The sequence below is a fragment of the Prosthecobacter sp. genome, from assembly GCF_029946185.1.
Classification (GTDB): Bacteria; Verrucomicrobiota; Verrucomicrobiia; order Verrucomicrobiales; family Verrucomicrobiaceae; genus Prosthecobacter.
In genome coordinates, this window is sequence record NZ_JAQSEA010000139.1 from 22,812 (window position 1) to 40,072 (window position 17,261).

Consider the following 17,261-nt stretch of genomic DNA (forward strand, 5'->3'; position numbering starts at 1 on the left):
ACATGACTCTTCACAACCAGCTTGATCCCATCTCCCGTCGTGCTTTTTGCGAGCGCTGGGCCAGTGCCGCTCTCGGCGTCACCGTGCTGCACGGTCTCGGCGGCAGCGCCTTTGCAGCCGAGGCAGCCCAAAGCGGCGCGCCCTCTGGCCCCGGCTTTGGCAAGGCCAAGAATGTCATCTTCCTCCAGATGATCGGCGGCATGACGCACATTGACACGCTGGACCCCAAGGAGGGTCCGACGCAGGGCCCGAAAGCGCCGATCAAAACCAAGGCGGATTTCCAATTGGGCGGCACGATGGAGAACCTCGCCAAGCAGGCGGACAAGTTCAGCATCATCCGCAGCATGACTTCCAAAACGGGGGTGCACGCCGCCGGGCAGTACGTCATCCGCAACGGCTACGAACAGCGCGGAACCATCAGACATCCGAATATCGGGGCTTGGGCGCAGCACTTCCTCGGCTCCAGCCACAAGACGCTGCCCTCAAACGTCTGCGTCAACCGCCAGCCGCAGAACGGGAATGGCTTCTTCCCCTCCAGCTTTTCACCGCTGCCCATCCTCGACCCGGACGTCGGCCTGCAATACGCCAAGAGCGAAGCCAGCCCCGATCAGATGACCAAGCGCCTAGCCATGCTCGAACAGCTCGACGCCGGATTCCGCGACCGCTTTCAGACTTCCGAAGTGAAGAGCTACTCGCAGTTCTATGACAAAACGATCAGCATCATGTCCAGCACGGACCTGGAAGCCTTCCACCTCGATGACGAACCGGAGGCGCTGAAGGAGAAGTACGGCAAGAACAAATTTGGCCAAGGCTGCCTGCTGGCACGACGTCTCGTGGAAAAAGGCATCCGCTACATTGAAGTGGCCAAAGGCGGCTGGGACATGCACAACAACATCGACGACGGCCTGGATGAACACGGTACCGAACTCGACGTGGCGCTCTCCGCTTTGCTCGAAGATCTCAAGGAACGCGGCCTGCTGGAAAGCACGCTCGTAGTGCTCTGCTCCGAATTTGGCCGTGGTCCCAAGCTCAACGGCAACGGTGGACGCGACCACCATCCCAAAGTCTTCTCCACCCTGCTCGCAGGTGGCGGAATCAAGGGCGGCTACATCCACGGCTCCAGTGACAAGGAAGGCATGGCAGTGGCCGACAAGCAGGTCAGCCCGCAGGATTTCCTTTCCACCATCGGGTGGAGTCTCGGGCTGCCGATTGACGAAGTCGTCATGTCCCCCAGCAACCGACCGTTTACAGTGGGTGACAAGGGCAAGGCGGTGATGGAGGTGTTTGCGTAGGCTCCGGAAGAAAGTACTCAAGAGCTTTAGCTCGCTCTGGGAAAACGTGACGCTCTTTCCAGAGCGAGCTAAAGCTCACCAGTACTTTCCTTCGCAAGCCTCTCCAACGGCTGGCGTATTCTGGACACGCATGCTTTCATCGCCGCCATCCATGACTTCCCGCCGCCATTTCATTTCCACCAGCACCGCCGCATTTGCCGCTTCGTCATATCACATCTTCGGGGCTGATCCGGCCAAGAAGTACCGCACGGCCTTGATCGGCTCAGGCTGGTGGGGGATGAACATCTTGAAGGAGGCGCTGGCCTCCGGTCGCATCAAGGTCTGCGCTTTGTGTGATGTGCATGAAGACGTGGCCTCCAATGCTGGCGACACCATCAACGGCATCTCCGGCGACGACCCGAAGCTCTACAAAGACTATCGCGAACTGCTGGACAAAGAGAAGCCGGAGATCGTCATCATCGCCACGCCGGACCACTGGCATGCGCTGCAAACCATCGCTGCGTGCAAAGCGGGCGCTCATATCTATGTGGAGAAGCCCACGGGGCACACCATCAACGAAAGCAAAGCGATGGTGAAAGCCGCGCGCGAAGCGGGAGTTGTCGTACAGGTGGGCCTGCACCGCCGCATTGGCCCGCATCACGTCGAGGCGATGAATTTCCTCAAGTCCGGTGCCGTGGGCAAGGTCGGCATGGTGCGCGCCTTTGCCATTAACAAGGGTGGCCCTGAGCAGCCCAAGCCGAACAGCCAGGTGCCTGAGGGCATGGACTGGGACATGTGGTGCGGCCCTGCCCCGCTACGCCCTTTCAACTCCAAACTCCACCCCGGCGGCTGGCGTCACTTTCTCGACTACGCCAACGGCACCATGGCCGACTGGGGCGTGCATTGGCTGGACCAAATCATGCTCTGGAGCGGCGAGAAAGGACCCAAGAAAATCTTCTGCACTGGCGGGCGCCCCATCGCCGGCCCTGTCGTGCTCAATGACAAGGAGCAAACCACCGACGCGCCGGACCATCAGGTGGCCACGTTCGAGTTTGAGCAGTTCACCGCTGTATGGGAACACCGCAAGTTTGCCGACAACAACAACGAGAAGCACAAGATCGGCTGTTACTTCTACGGTGAAAAAGGCGTGCTCCACATCGGCTGGCGCGATGGCTGGACCTTCTACCCGGTAAACACCAAAGACGGCGAGAAACACGGCAACCACCAGCTTCAAGAGCCCGACGGCCACAACATCGCCCTGCTCTGGGCCGACTTCATCGACGCCATCGAGAAGAAAAAGACACCCATCGCGGACGTCGAAAGCGCTCACCGCTCCACCTGCCTCCCGCTGCTTGGCATGCTCAGCTACAAAGCCGGCCGTAGCATCCAGTGGGACCCGGAGAAGGAGCTCATCATCGGTGATCCGGAGGCCAGCAAGCTCATGCAGCGCGAGTATCGGAAGCCCTGGGTTTATCCGGTCTAAAAGCCGACATTCCAGCGATTGCCGCTTGATCTTGCCTTTTCCTTCGGCTTTCGACACAGCTGATGGCGAATCAGGCATCCTTCCTGCTTTGATTCCCAAGCACCACCCAGCCATGTCCGAATCCCCCCCGCAAAACCTCCGCAGCCACGGCTTTCAACTTCTCGAAGACGACCTGCGCTATCTCATGGAGGCTTTCTCCGCCGTTTTGAAGCAACTGGGAGAGCCGGAGCTGGCCGCCAGCCTGCCATGGATCGGCAGCGGGGTGCCGCAAAAAACGAATCGCTCCCTCGGTCAGGCCTATTCCATCGCGTTCCAGCTTCTCAATGTCGTCGAGGAGCGCGCTGCTTCGCAGATCCGTCGGCTGCGTGAGAAAAAGAGCGGACCCGAGGCTGAAAAGGGTCTGTGGGCGGACAATTTGAAGCAACTGCAAACCCTCGGCCTCAGCGAGTCCGAGATCCTCGCCGCTCTGCGCGATGTCTGCGTGGAGCCCGTGCTCACAGCGCACCCCACCGAGGCCAAACGCGAGACCGTGCGTGAGCTGCATCGTGAAATCTACAGCCTCATGAACCGTCATGAGAACCCAGCCTACACGCCGCGTGAGCAGGCCCGCCTGCAAAGCCAGCTGCAGACCCAGCTCGAAAACCTCTGGCGCACCGGCGAAATCCACGTCACGCGCCCGAGCATCGAGGCCGAGCTGCAAAACGCGCTGCACTATCTGCGCGATGTGTTTCCCGAGGCCCTCACCCGTGCGCACGTTCACCTGCGCGAAGCCTGGCAGGCCGCCGGATATGACGTAGCGGAGATCGACTCCCTGCCCCCGCTGATTCGCTTCGGCTCCTGGATCGGTGGAGACCGCGACGGCCATCCGTTTGTGACAGCGGATGTCACGCGTCATGCCTAGCAGGTCATGCGCAAAAATGCGCTGCGGGTGCAGCGCCGCGGGCTGGAGGCTCTCGCCTTCCATCTGCCACTCAGCTCGTTGTTCCAGATCATGCCGCCGCAGCTCACGGAGCTCATCGCGACCCTCACTGCGCAGCTCCAGACAGAGCCGGGCGTCGATCTCGCCAACATCTTGGAGCGCAACAAAGAGGAGCCGTGGCGTGCCGCCGTTTACCTGATGCGCGCGAAGGTTGTTCTTGCCATTGAGAAGCCTTCTTCGCCTGTCGCGTATGTGCAGCCGGAGGAGTTGCATGCGGACATTGATGTGCTCGCGCAAACCTTGCTTGATGTCGGCTCAAAGGCGATCGTCGAAGAGCAGATTGTCCCGTTGCGCCGCAATCTCACCGCCTTCGGTTTCCACTCCGCCTTGCTCGATGTGCGGCAAAATTCAGCCTTCCATGAGAAGGCACTCGATCAACTCCTGCGTGCCGCTGGCTTGCTTGACGGCGGTTCCTTCATCGACTGGAGCATCGAGAAAAAGCGTGAACTACTGGACCGCGAACTCGCCTCTCCCCGGCCCTTCCTCTCTCCCGGCATTTCCGCCGGACCTGAAGCCGACACCGTGCTGGATTGTTACCGCGTCCTGGCAGACCACCGCGCCAAGTTCGGCAATGCCGGCCTCGGCTCTCTCATCATCTCGATGACCCGCTGCGTCGAAGACATGCTCGTCGTCTTCATTCTTGCCCGTGAGGCCGGACTCATGACCTGGAGTGATGAAGGCCTCATCTGCCCCCTGCCCGTCGTGCCCTTGTTTGAAACCATGGGCGATCTCGAATCCGGCCCCGGCATCGTCGAAGCCTTCCTCTCTCACCCCGTCGCCAAGCGCAGCCTCCTCACACAGAGCAAGGGCGGTACGCCCGTGTTTCAGATGATGGTCGGCTACTCCGACTCCAACAAAGACTGCGGCATCGTCGCCAGCCAGTGCGCCCTGCATCGTGCGCAGCGCGAGCTTTCCACCACGATCCATCGGCATGGCGTTCGCCCTATTTTCTTCCATGGCCGTGGCGGCACCGTCGGACGCGGCGCGGGCCCCACGCATTGGTTCATGGAGGCACTGCCACACGGCTCCCTCAGCGGCGGCATGCGCATGACTGAGCAGGGCGAAACCATCGCGCAAAAATACGCGCACATTGGCTCCGCCGTTTACAATGCCGAACTGCTTATGGCTTCTGCCACGGCAGCAACCGCGCGGCATCGCTGCACTGAATCCAGCGCCCCACCGGAGCTTGAACCGCTGTTTGACAAACTCGCCGCCGACAGCCGGGATGCGTATCGCGCCTTCTTACACGCACCGGACTTCATGAAGTTCTATCGTCAGGCCACGCCGATCGATGCGCTGGAAAACTCCCGCATCGGCTCCCGCCCCGCCCGCCGCACCGGCCAGGCTTCGCTGGATGATCTGCGCGCCATTCCCTGGGTCTTTTCATGGACGCAGTCACGCTTCTACCTCCCCGGCTGGTTCGGTGCCGGCAGCGCCCTGACCAAGCTCAAAAATGAAGATCCCAAGAGCTACGCCGCCCTGGCCGCAGCCATTCCCGGCTCCGCCTTCCTTCGCTACGTCCTCACCAACATCGAAAGCTCCCTCGTCAGTGCCAACACCGACCTCATGCGCGCCTATGCCGATCTGGTGGAGGAAACCGCCGTGCGTGACCGCTTCCTCAATACAATTCTCACCGAATACGAAGCCACCCGCAGTATAATCGACGACCTCTTCCAAGGCACCTTCGAAGGACGCCGCCCGCGTCTTGCCTACACGCTGAACATTCGTGAAGAGCCGCTCAAGGTGCTGCACGATCAGCAGATCGCCCTGCTGCGCGAATGGCGCTCTCTCGTGGCCGCCGAGAAGACAGAGGCCGCCGACGCCATGGTCACAGACCTCCTCATCTCCATCAACGCCATCGCCTCCGGCCTGCGCACCACGGGTTAACACAAACACGCGAGAGCGTCATCTCAATCTCGCAATCACGCCCTCCCTCGATACTCGCCCGGTGCCACGCCGACCCAGCGCCTGAACACTCGCGAGAAGATCGCCGCATTCGCATAGCCCACATTCGCGGCCACGACTTCCAGCTTGTCGTTCCCAGCTTCAAGAAAACGCCGAGCCTGCTCCATGCGCAAACAGGTTAGGTGCTGCATCGGGCTGCGCCCCAGCTCCTTCATGCACAGCCGCCGCAGATGCTCCGGACTGCAATGGCTGCGATGCGCCAGCTCGGCCAGCGTCCAGTCCCGCATCAGATCCTGCTCCACATCTGCCCACAGCTTCGCCACCCGTGGTTCGCGGCTGCGCCATGGCTGGGCAATGCGGCGGATCGTCCCATGCAGCAGCTCAAGCCAATGATGCAGTAGACGCGGCTCACGCTCGCCCTCCCACTCAGTCCGTACTCCATGGATGATCCGCGCAATTTCATCCGCATGCGCCGTCGGCATCACCGGCGATGCTGCACCCACCACCGGCGTGACAAAACTAGGCTCGTCATACCGCACCCACGCAAAGCACCAGCGTTCGCTTCCCTTGGCCTCAAACGCATTCAGCACCCGGGGCGGTGCTAGGCACACCATGCCCGGCTTCACCTTCTGCCAGCGACCATCGAGCAAGATCGATCCCTCTCCACTCACACAGGCCAGCACAAAACTCCCCTCAGGACTCATGCGCACCCGCCGGTAGGGCGGCAGCGCCTCATCCATGCCAAAGCGCGCGATCCGGTGCGTCGTCATCTCCACACACTCCCGCGCCTCCACCACCCAGCGCCGTGTGCGCGGGCCGTCGAGCGTGGTTTCGATAAGGTCGTGGGTCATACAAGGATGTACAGCGTGCCAGGCCGGATTGGCAAGGAGCGGGACTTGCCAAGTGCCAGCCTGTGGAGAATCACACGGCATGAGTCCAGGCCGGGACTTGGCAAGTCCCGCTCCTTGAGTGCCAGCGTCGCTGCGAGCATGGCCTGCCGTCTTTGGATCTCCACTATTGACCGTAATTGACGGCGCACTGCACCAACCTTGACGCTTTGACCTTTTCCGAAGTGCATTTCAGGCATGACACCGTGCATGTCATCCTGCTAGCCTGCGCTTAACGAGTCCGTTATTCCAACCCATGAAGCACTTTCTCTCTCTGCTCCTCCTCAGCACCGCTCTCCACGCGGAGCCGGTTTCCCTCTTCGATGGCAAAACCCTCGAAGGCTGGGACTTCGATCCCAAGATCTGGCATGTGGAAGACGGCATGATCACCGGCGGTTCCACCACGGAGAAGATCAAGGAAAACCACTTCATCTGCACCAAGAAGAGTTACCAAAACTTCGACCTCAAGCTCAAGATCAAAGTCAGCGGCGATCCAAAGACCGGCCTGATCAACAGCGGCATCCAGATTCGCAGCCTGCGCGTTCCCGGAGGCGCTCACATGACCGGCTATCAGGTCGATTGCGGTGCAGGCTGGTTTGGCAAAATCTATGACGAGTTCCGCCGCAACAAAGTCATCTGGGCCCCTACCCCAGAACAGCAAGCCGCTCTCGACAAGGCCGTCGATGTCTTCGGTTGGAACGAATACCGCATCCGCGCCGAAGGCCCGCGCATTCAGACCTGGATCAATGGTGTACTTTGCATGGACTACACCGAGACCGACAAGAACATCGCGCTCGATGGCCTCCTCGGCCCGCAAGTTCACAGCGGTGGCGTCTGCCTCGTGCAGGTCAAAGACGTGACGATCGAAGAACTCCCCGCCACACCCGGAGCACCCACCTGGGAATCGCTCGGCGGTGTCGATGCCGCACGCAAACTCGTCGCCCCGCCGCCAAAACTGCAGGCCGATGCCGCGAAACCGAAGCGCGACATCAGCTACAACAACGTGCAAGGCACCCCGCTGACTGCGCAGGAGGAATTGAAAAAGTTCCACGTCGCCCCTGGCTACGAAGTCGAACTCGTCGTGCAGGAAAGCGAGGGCCTCGGCAAATTCGTCAGCGTTTACTTTGATCAACGCGGCCGCATGTGGACCCAGACCGCGCTGGAGTATCCCGTCGATTCAAACGAAAACCCCGCCGCTGCGGAGGCCGTGTATGCGACCCGGGGCAAAGACAAAGTGCTCGTCTATCCGCGGGAGTCGGTGAATGGGCCGATTCCCGCGGGTGGACTCACCAACCCCACCGTCTATGCGGACGGCCTCGCCATCCCGCTCGGCATCCTCCCCTGGGGCAATGGCGACTCCTGCTACGCGCTCCACGGTCACGATCTGCTCCTGCTCAAAGACACCGATGGCGATGGCAAATCCGACCAGCGCGAAGTCATCCTCACCGGCTTCGGCGTGCAAGACTCGCATCTATTTCCGCATCAGTTCACTCGTGCACCCGGCGGCTGGATCTGGATGGCGCAGGGCCTCTTCAACAACAGCAAAGTCCACAAGCCAGGCAGCGATGTCGTGGTCGACTACCCGAAGTGCGGCATGGCACGCATGCGCCCCGATGGCAGCGAATTTGAAATGACCAGCATCGGCCCCAACAACATCTGGGGCCTCGTCATCACCGGCGAAGGCGAGACCTTCATCCAGGAAGCCAACGACTACGGCTACCCCATCATGCCCTTCCACGAATACGCCTACTACCCCGGCGGCATGGAGGCGCTCAAGAAGAGCTATCAGCCCGACTTCCCACCCGCCACCGAGTTCCGCATGGGAGGCACCGGCTTGAGCGGCCTTGCCTTGATCGAAGACGGCGCACTGCGCGACAAAAAGAACGCGCACACCATGGCCGTCGCCAACCCCATCACCTCAAAGGTTCAAACCCTCGGCATGCAGCGCGACGGTGCCTATTGGAAGCTCGAACAACTCACCGACCTCATCACCAGCGACGATCCATTCTTCCGCCCCGTCGGCCTCACCAACGGCCCCGATGGCTGCATCTACATCGTCGATTGGTACAACAAGATCATCTCACACAACGAAGTCCCTCGCGCACATCCTGACCGCGACAAGACGCGGGGGAGAATCTGGCGCGTGAAGCCTGTAAAAAAGGCTTCCAAGTTCGTTTCCACCATCCCCGATTTCACCAAACTCACCAACGAAGAACTCAATGCTTCGCTCAAAGATGCCCCCCTCGGCAAAACTCAAATAGCCTGGCAAACGCTCAGCGATAGACATCAGCTAGCAACGAGCCACTGGGCCACGTCTGAGTACGCCTATCCCCGCGAAAGCATTCCGCTGCGCGCCATCGGTCGCAGCCTGACCGACCATAACATCGCCGATCTGCTCGCCTTCGCCAAGCCCTCCCTCCCCGGCCCACTTGGCCAAAGCTCACGCGGCGCAAAACAAATCCCCGTGCGCGAAGCCTACGACCGTGAGTTTGAGCGCTTCCTCGTCCGCATGTTCTTGGAGCGTCATCCCGATCTCGTCACCAAGTTCCTCGACTCCGACGCTGCCGCCAAGCTCCCCATCGAAGCCCGCGTGCTCGCCTCACTCGCTCTCGACTCCAAAGCCAGCGCCTCGCGTGTCGCCAAGCTGCTGCCTCAACTCGACCGCGCTCCGAATGATGAAGAACTCCTCCGCCTCGCCCAGTTCCCCGCCGAGCCCGGCGTCGGCACGGCTTTGAAGGCTCTGCTTACCAATGAAAAATCACGCACGAGTGTCGCCGAAAAGCTGCTGGCTCAACGCATCAAACTCGATGCCGCCAAGATCGCGCCGCTGCTCACGGAAACAGCTCGCGACATGCTGCAAAGCAGCGATGCCCCAGTCCGCCACCTGGCTCTATCACTTATCGGTGGGTTTCAGCTCACCGCACTCGAAGCAGATCTCGTCGCGCTTCTAACAAGGAGCGGGACTGGCCCAGTCCCGACGGGAGTTGGCAACTCCCGATCCTTGGTTCTCAACACCCTGCGCGATCTTCGCAGCGACGCGGCCAGTCTCTTCGCGTCGCTCGCCAAATCCGATCCTGATCCCCTCACCCGCGAAGCCGCGCTCGAAGCCCTCGCAGCCTCACGCGCACCGGATGCCGCAGCCAAACTTCTCGCGCTTTATCCTGAGCTTCAGCCCTCGCAGCGCAAAGCCGCGCTCACCACTCTCGCCAGCACCAAAGCAGGCGCGCAGACCATCGTTACCGCCTTGCTCGACAAAACCCTGCCGCAGGCCGATCTCGATGGTCCCACGGTCGAGCGACTCGCCACCGTACTCGGCAATGATCCGGCACTCGCAAAGCTCCAGCAGCAACTCGGCGGCATCTTCCGCGAAGTCTTGCTGCTCGATGGCGAGGACACCGCCATGGTCGATTCCAAGATCACCCTCGACGGCCCCTTCACCATCGAGGCCTGGGTGCGCCTCGCCGAAGGCATCAGCAATACCGACGGTCTCCTCGGCACGCCCGGCGGTGTCGATATGAATTTCTTCGGCTCCAAGTTCCGCGTGTATGCCGGCTCCGAATTGAAAGACGTCTGCGTGGCCACCAAACCCATGACGCCTGACCTCTGGACGCACCTCGCCGTCACACGCGATGACAAGAACATCCTCCGCATCTACCAAAACGGTGAACTGGATGCCACTGGCACCAAGCCAGCACCGGCCAAGTGGGAGAACTGCAAAATCGGTTGGAGTGGTCCGAAGCAAGGCACCGAAGGAGCCATCACCGAATTCCGCGTATGGAATTCAGCCCGCACCGCAGCCGAGATCCGGGCAAACTTTGATCGCAGCCTCGCATCTCATCCCTCCCTCATCACGGCAGCCTCGAAATTCGATAAAGGTGCCCGCATCGCCAAAACCATCGACACTCCACCGCTGCTCACCGAAGAGCAGGCCAAGGCTCTCGACACCAAGTTCGCCCAATTCACCGCACTCGCGCCGAAGGGCAATGCAGCCAACGGCAAAGTCCTCAGCGCTCTCTGCATGGCCTGCCATCAGATCGGCAACGCGGGCGGCCAGATCGGCCCGAACCTCAGCGGTGCCGGTGCCATGGGCCTGGAGGCCGTGCTGCGCAACATCCTCACCCCCAATGCCGCCATGGAGCCCGGCTACCGCATCTACCGTGTGGAAATGAAAAACGGCGATCTCATCGATGCCTTCTTCGTCAGCGAAGACAAAACTGCCACCATCATCCGCCAGCCCGGCCTGCAGGATCGCCGCCTCGAAAAGAAGGACATCCGCAGCACCAAGTTCATCCGCCGCTCCCTCATGCCCGAAGGCCTTATCGATGCCCTGCAAGACCAGCAAGTCGCCGATCTCCTCGCCTACCTGATGACGCTGAAAGGCTAACTCCAAGGAGCGGCACTTGCTAAGTGCCGCGTAGTGCCCCGCTTTCACCCAAACATTCCAAACATCAAGCCGGGACTTGGCAAGTCCCGCTCCTTGACGCCCCCCGCTCGAATGAAGTTCTTCAATCCGTTCGAAGACATTCGTATCACGCGACACAACCTGCCACACTGGCAGCAGCCGGGAGCCACTTACTTCATCACCTTTCGCATGGCCGATTCACTGCCTGCGGAAATGCTCAGAGAACTCGACTCCGAGCGAGAGCGCTGGCGGTTGCACCACCCGCCCCCGCTTTCACCTGAGGATGAAGCCGAATATCACCGTCTGTTCTCCGCTCGTGTCGATCAGTGGTTGGATGATGGCCACGGCTCCTGTTTCTTGCGCCAGTCAACTCTGCGAGGAGTCGTCAAGGAATCGCTGAATTTCTTCCATGACCAGCGCTATGAGTTGTTATCCTACGTCATCATGCCCAATCATGTGCACGCGCTTGTCGTACTGCATCCTGACTGGCTTCTGGAGAAAGTGCTCTACACATGGAAGCGTCGGACGGCGGGTGTCATCAACGAAACACTCGGCGTTCAAGGCCAGTTTTGGAAGCACGATTACTTCGACCGCCTCATCCGCGATGGCGACCACCTGAGAAACGTCATCCGCTACTTCCGGCGCAATCCCACCAAAGCCCACCTGATAGAAAGTGACTTCACCCTCTGGGAAAGCGAACTAGCCAAGGCGGTTGCGTAACAAGGAGCGGGACTTGCCAAGTCCCGACCTGGCGTTTTAGAAAAGCCCTCTCAAACTTCCCAACCAGGACTTGGCAAGTCCCTCTCCTTGGGATAAGCGCACCCATGCCAACCGCAACCAACGAGCCCGCCCCCAAACCTGCCGCACCGGCAGATCTGGAAATCAAAGATGCCCAGCTCATCTTTAACCACGTCTGGAAGCAGCTCGTCGAGGACTATGGCCGCGAAAAGCTACGCTTTCCCAAGGAGCTGATCCTTCTCGGCGGCGCACCGGGAGCGGGCAAAGGCACCAACACCGACTTCATCCGCGAGGTGCGCGGCATCACCGCTCAGCCGATTGTGGTTAGTGCGCTGCTCGACAGCCCGGAAGCACAAAAGCTCAAATCTCAAGGCGGCATGGTGGGCGACCGCGAGGTGGTGGGTATTCTGATCCGCAAACTGCTCGAACCTGAGCAGCAAAACGGTGCCATCTTAGACGGCTTCCCGCGCACGAAGGTGCAGGTGGAGTGTCTGAAAATGCTGTTTGATGAAATGATAAGCCTACGCCGTGATTTTTCGGAAACACCCGACGCGGCGCATTTCAAGCAGCCCATCTTCCACATCATGGTGCTGTTTGTCGATGAGGCGGAAAGCATCGCCCGTCAGCTTAAACGCGGCCGCCAGGTGCTGGAGCACAATGAGGAAGTACGCAGTTCCGGCCTCGGCGACCTTTGGGAGGAACGTACCACCGACTTTGATCCCGTACTGGCGCGCAACCGCTACAAAGTCTTCAAAGAGAAAACCTACGACGCACTCGTCTCGCTCAAGGAGATCTTCCATTATCACTTCATCAACGCGCAGGCACCGCTGGAACTGGTGCAGGACAACATCATCCGTGAGCTTGAATACCAAAGCTCGCTCGAACTCGATCCGCGTACCTTCGACCAGTTGCGCGACCTGCCACTGGCCAGCGAAATCGTGCGCCACGCACGGCAGGATCTGGTGCGTCGTTTGGACAGCTACAAGGTGGAGAAGCCCGAACTCATGCAGGCCGTGGTGACCTTCATTCAGGACAAGATGATGCCCATCGTCGTCCGCCACGCCATCTCCGGCCGTGCCGACATTAACAGCGAGGACAATCTCTTCCATAGCGCCGAGGCACTGGCGATGCTCATCGACATCTTCTCCGAGCGCGGCTTCCATGCCACGGCGGACGTCCATCGGATCGAGATCCCGGACCGCTTTGACCTGCAAACCGGCAAGATTCAGTGCCGCAAGAAAAAGGTGTTCCGCTTCCGCATCATCTTCAAAGGCTCCGAAATTCGGCGCGGACAGTTCATGGCGTAAAGTAGTCGTGAACTTCAGTTCGCTCTGGAAAGCGTGTCCAGCCACCAAGCGCGAATGAAGATTAGAGGCTTCGATGCCTGACGCGCATGACTCAAAGCCGCCGCCCTCCCCTGCGCGACGCCACTTGCGCGGCCACATCGCCGCCGCTAGTCATCACGCCTCATGTCCACCATCGTTGTCACTCAAAAAAATGGCGTCGCCTGCATCGGCGCTGACACGCTCAGTTGTCTCGGCTCATTGCGGCAGAAGGCGCAGCACGTTGTCAACAAGACCAAGATCACCAAAATCGCGGACACCTACATCGGTCTCACCGGGACCTCAGCGAGTCTGGTGGTGATGAACAGCTACTTCTCCAATCCAGATCGTCCGCGCGATTTCTCCTCCTGCGAGGCCATCTTTGAAACCTTCCGATATTCCCACGGCTGGCTGAAAGCCGAGTACTTCATGGCAGCCGCGCCAGATAAAGGCGAAGAATTCGAGACCACGCAGTTCTACGGCCTGTTGGCAAATCCGCACGGCATCTTCGCCATCTACTCCTACCGCTCCGCGCAGCAGTTCCACAAATTCTGGGCCGCAGGCTCGGGTCGCGACTACGCGCTGGGTGCCATGCAGGCCGCGTATGACAAGTGCAAGACCGCCGAGGAAATCGCACGCGCCGGGCTCGAGGCCGCTGCTGAGTTTGACAGCGCCACCAGCGCGCCCCTTGAACTTCACAACGTGCCGCTGCTCTCCGCCGCGAAACCGAAACGCACGCGCAAGAAATAGTCCCCTTCCCCATTTCTCTCTTCCCCAACCATGAAGCGCATCCTCCTACCCTTCCTCGCTCTCAGCGCCGCCTTAGCTGACGGCCCCAAGGACAATCAAGCCGCCGATGTGCGCCCGGTACCGCCTCCGGGCGTGGCCGTGCCGGATGCGGATCGTGCCCGCCTCACGGAAGGTCTGAAAAAACTCCGCAATGCTATTGATGAAGCGGCCAAGGCGCAGGCGAAGAATCCCCAACTGGCTGATCTGCTGCCCGACATTGAGATCTACCACAAGGCCATCGATTGGGCGCTGCGCTACAACGAGGTGCACAAGCTGGGCGAACTCAAGAGCGCGGACGAAATCCTCGCCGAAGGGCAGCAACGCGCCGAGCAGTTCAAAGCGGGTCAGGCACCGTGGACGAAGCAGAAGGGCCTCGTGGTGCGCGCTTACCGCTCCAAGATTGACGGCTCCGTGCAGCCGTATGGCTTGGTCATTCCTGAGAGCTACGTGGGCGCTCCCGTTCGCATGGACATCTGGTGCCATGGCCGTGGCGAGACGCTCAGCGAACTCGCCTTCCTCGATCAGCGGCGCAAACAGACCGGACAGATCACGCCGAAGGGCGCGCTCGTCCTTCACGCCTATGGCCGCTACTGCTGCGCGAACAAGTTCGCGGGTGAAATCGATCTCATCGAAGCCATCGACCACGCGTCCAAATTTTACGCCATTGATGAGGACCGCATCATCGTGCGCGGCTTCAGCATGGGCGGCGCGGCGGCATGGCAGTTTGCGGTGAATTACGCCGACAAATGGTGCGCAGCCAGCCCAGGCGCAGGATTCTCTGAGACGCCTGAATTCCTCGGCGGATTTCAGAACGAAGATGTCAGCGGCGCACCTTGGTATCAGCAGAAACTCTGGCACTGGTACAATGCCACGGACAACGCCCTGAACCTGGAAAACTGCCCCACCGTGGCTTACAGCGGCGAGATCGACAAACAGAAGCAAGCCGCCGACATGATGGAAAAGGCGCTGCGTGGCGAGAACGTGGATTTGCTGCACATCATTGGTCCGCAGACCGCGCACAAGATTCATCCTGACTCGCTGATCGAAATCGAAAAGCGTCTCGCCAGCATCGCCGCCATGGGGCGCAATCGCGCACCGAAGGAGATACATCTCTCCACCTGGTTCCTGCGCTACAACCACATGTTTTGGGTCACGGTGGATAGTCTTGAGGAGCATTGGGTGCGCGGTCGCATTCATGCCCGCATCACCGGTCCGTCCGAGATCACGATCAAGCTGCAGAACATCAGCGCCTTCACGCTCGACATGCCTTCCGGCACCTGCCCCATGCCCCTGCTCTACAAGCCCGTCGTCAGCATCGATGGCCAGCTTCTCGAAGTCACCCGCCCGAAACTGGACCGCTCATGGCTGGTCCATTTCCAGATGAAGAACGGCAAATGGACGCAGACACTCGACAATGAAGGCGAGGGCAAGCTGATCAAAAAGCACGGCCTCGAAGGTCCGATCGACGACGCTTTCATGGACAAGTTCCTCTTCGTGAAACCCACCAAGGCTGGTGCTAGCGAGAAGGTCGATGCCTGGGCCAAGGCGGAACTCGAACGCGCACAGTTCGAATGGCGTCGCCAGTTCCGTGGCGATGCACCCATCAAAGACGACACCGCCATCAGTGACGCCGACATCGCCGCCAACAACCTCGTCCTGTGGGGCGATCCCCAGAGCAACGCCATCCTCGCCAAGATCGCCGACAAGCTGCCGATCCAGTGGTCCAAGGACAAGCTCGTCGCCAATGGCAAGACCTACGATGCGGCCACGAATGCTCCAGTCCTCATCTACCCGAACCCGCTCAATCCCACGAAGTATGTCGTGATCAACAGCGGCTTCACCTATCGCGAATACGATTACCTCAACAACGCCCGTCAGGTGGCCAAGCTGCCCGACTGGGCGGTGATCGACCTGACCAAGCCTGTCACCAGCCAAGCCCCCGGTGGCATCAGCGATGCGGGATTCTTCGGCGAGAGCTGGGAGTGGAAAGCCGCCCCTGCTCCCAAGAAGTAAGCCATGCAGCGCACGCTTTCCGCCTTCTTTCTGCTGCTGGCTCATTGCGCCAGCGCGCAGTCGGCCAAGAACGAAACGGCATTCTCCAACAGCCTGGAGATGCCGTTCGTGCGTGTCGCCAGCATCGGCGCACTAGTCTGCCGCTATGAAACGCGGGTGAAGGACTATCAACCCTTCGCGACCGCCACGAACATCGAATGGAAGAAGCCTGACTTCCCGCAAACGCCCGAGCATCCAGCGATCAATGTCAGTTTCGCGGAGGCGCAGGCCTTCTGCGAATGGCTCGGCAAGAAAGAAGGCCGCAAGTACCGCCTTCTCACAGATCAGGAATGGAGTGTGCTCGCAGGTTTGCAGGAGAAGCCCGACACCGCGCCAAATCAACAACCGCCCAGCACAGGCGTGCATCATTGGGGCAAAGCTCCGCTGTCCAAAATCGTCGGCAACTTCTGCGACGAAGCCTTTGGCAAAAAGTACCACAACAGCTACGACGCCAAATGGCTGGAGATGGACGACGGCCATCCCGACACCGCCCCCGTCGGCAGCTACCCCGCCGATGCCAATGGCCTCCACGACCTCCCCGGCAACGTCTGGGAATGGGTCGATGGCTGGTATGATCCGCCGAGCAACACGTTGCGCATCGTGCGTGGCGGAGCCTTCCGCACCGGCGGCGAGAAACGCCTGCTAGCTTCGTTTCGTGGACCGGACCCGTACAATGTGCACCTCGACAGCGTCGGATTTCGGATTGTGTGTGAGAAGGAGTGAGGTGCCCCAAGGAGCGGGACTTGCCAAGTCCCGGCTTGGAATCAACGCTCTCAAAGCTCCTCGGCGGGCCGTTGTGGCATTGAGGGGGTGCACTTTCCCAACATATGCTCCATGGCACTTAGCAAGTGCCACTCCTTGGGCTCACGCCATCATCGGCGGATGCATCTCAATCGGCGGAATCTTCGTGCACACCCTCCGGCCATCCGGCGTCGTCCCAAAGAACGACCCCGTGGCCGTGCTCTCCGTCTTAACAACGTGATACGAATTGTAGCTGAAGGTTTCCCCCGGCGAGAGATTGGGGAACTGGCCGACGACGCCGTCGCCTTCGACGACCATGGTATCTCCGTCCGTGTCACGGACGATCCATTTGCGGCCAAAAATGCGCACAATGTCGGGTGAGTCGTTGTGGATCGAAAGATGATACACAAATGGGTGCGGCCGGTCTGGCGGAGCAGGCCGTGTGGGATCGTAGGCGATGCTGTCCACCGTGACCGTGAGTCCTGGCAACGGATCGAAATTCATGGTGGCAGTTTAGTTCATACGCCGGATGCCACAAGCCGGGGTTTACGAAATCCGGTGCACCACGGTGAGGGTGTGGTGCTGGGCGGCGCTACAACACCCTACGCCATCTTCGGGCGAAGATGGCTGCATGCTCGCCGCGTAGCTTCTCGGGTAGGAGTGTGCGGCATTGTGATGGCATCCTTCTCCGC

The 17,261-nt window shown here is 60.3% G+C and carries 10 protein-coding genes and 1 pseudogene; 9 read left to right on the forward strand and 2 right to left on the reverse strand.

From position 1 onward, the window contains the following. The first annotated feature begins 2 nt into the window (after positions 1 to 2). The 3 genes and pseudogenes from PSV43_RS11715 (at position 3) to PSV43_RS11725 (ending at position 5,620) form a co-directional block, all read left to right on the forward strand. Entirely contained in the window at positions 3 to 1,292 is a 1,290-nt protein-coding gene (locus PSV43_RS11715) for a DUF1501 domain-containing protein (protein ID WP_300196985.1), read from the forward strand. A gap of 151 nt (positions 1,293 to 1,443) precedes the next feature. Then, entirely contained in the window at positions 1,444 to 2,754 is a 1,311-nt protein-coding gene (locus tag PSV43_RS11720; protein WP_300196986.1) for a Gfo/Idh/MocA family oxidoreductase, read from the forward strand. Positions 2,755 to 2,938: 184 nt separating this feature from the next. Beyond that, positions 2,939 to 5,620: pseudogene (locus PSV43_RS11725) on the forward strand (phosphoenolpyruvate carboxylase). A 35-nt stretch (positions 5,621 to 5,655) separates the two neighbouring features. Here PSV43_RS11725 and PSV43_RS11730 read toward each other — a convergent pair. Next, positions 5,656 to 6,489 (reverse strand): AraC family transcriptional regulator, encoded by an 834-nt coding sequence (locus PSV43_RS11730; RefSeq protein WP_300196987.1) that lies wholly within the window; start codon positions 6,487 to 6,489, stop codon positions 5,656 to 5,658. Between the two features lie 292 nt (positions 6,490 to 6,781). Here PSV43_RS11730 and PSV43_RS11735 point away from each other — a divergent pair, with 292 nt between their 5' ends. From PSV43_RS11735 to PSV43_RS11760, 6 genes are all read left to right on the forward strand, one after another. Then, positions 6,782 to 10,909, forward strand: a complete 4,128-nt coding sequence (locus tag PSV43_RS11735) for a PVC-type heme-binding CxxCH protein (RefSeq protein WP_300196989.1) — start codon at positions 6,782 to 6,784, stop codon at positions 10,907 to 10,909. A gap of 93 nt (positions 10,910 to 11,002) precedes the next feature. Continuing rightward, positions 11,003 to 11,647, forward strand: a complete 645-nt coding sequence (locus tag PSV43_RS11740) for a transposase (protein WP_300196991.1) — start codon at positions 11,003 to 11,005, stop codon at positions 11,645 to 11,647. Positions 11,648 to 11,751: 104 nt separating this feature from the next. After that, positions 11,752 to 12,972 carry a nucleoside monophosphate kinase gene (locus PSV43_RS11745; protein WP_300196993.1) on the forward strand — a complete coding sequence of 407 codons (1,221 nt, stop codon included), beginning with the start codon at positions 11,752 to 11,754 and terminating at the stop codon, positions 12,970 to 12,972. A 162-nt stretch (positions 12,973 to 13,134) separates the two neighbouring features. Continuing rightward, complete coding sequence (locus tag PSV43_RS11750; RefSeq protein WP_300196995.1) at positions 13,135 to 13,737, forward strand: hypothetical protein; 603 nt, start codon at positions 13,135 to 13,137, stop codon at positions 13,735 to 13,737. 30 nt (positions 13,738 to 13,767) lie between these two features. After that, the gene (locus tag PSV43_RS11755; RefSeq protein ID WP_300196997.1) at positions 13,768 to 15,789 is read left to right on the forward strand and encodes a prolyl oligopeptidase family serine peptidase; all 2,022 of its coding nucleotides are present in this window, start codon (positions 13,768 to 13,770) and stop codon (positions 15,787 to 15,789) included. 3 nt (positions 15,790 to 15,792) lie between these two features. Continuing rightward, positions 15,793 to 16,551, forward strand: coding sequence for a formylglycine-generating enzyme family protein (locus PSV43_RS11760; RefSeq protein WP_300196999.1), 759 nt, complete (start codon positions 15,793 to 15,795; stop codon positions 16,549 to 16,551). 141 nt (positions 16,552 to 16,692) lie between these two features. Here PSV43_RS11760 and PSV43_RS11765 read toward each other — a convergent pair whose 3' ends face one another. Continuing rightward, positions 16,693 to 17,073, reverse strand: coding sequence for an ApaG domain (locus tag PSV43_RS11765; protein WP_300197001.1), 381 nt, complete (start codon positions 17,071 to 17,073; stop codon positions 16,693 to 16,695). Positions 17,074 to 17,261 lie beyond the last annotated feature (188 nt).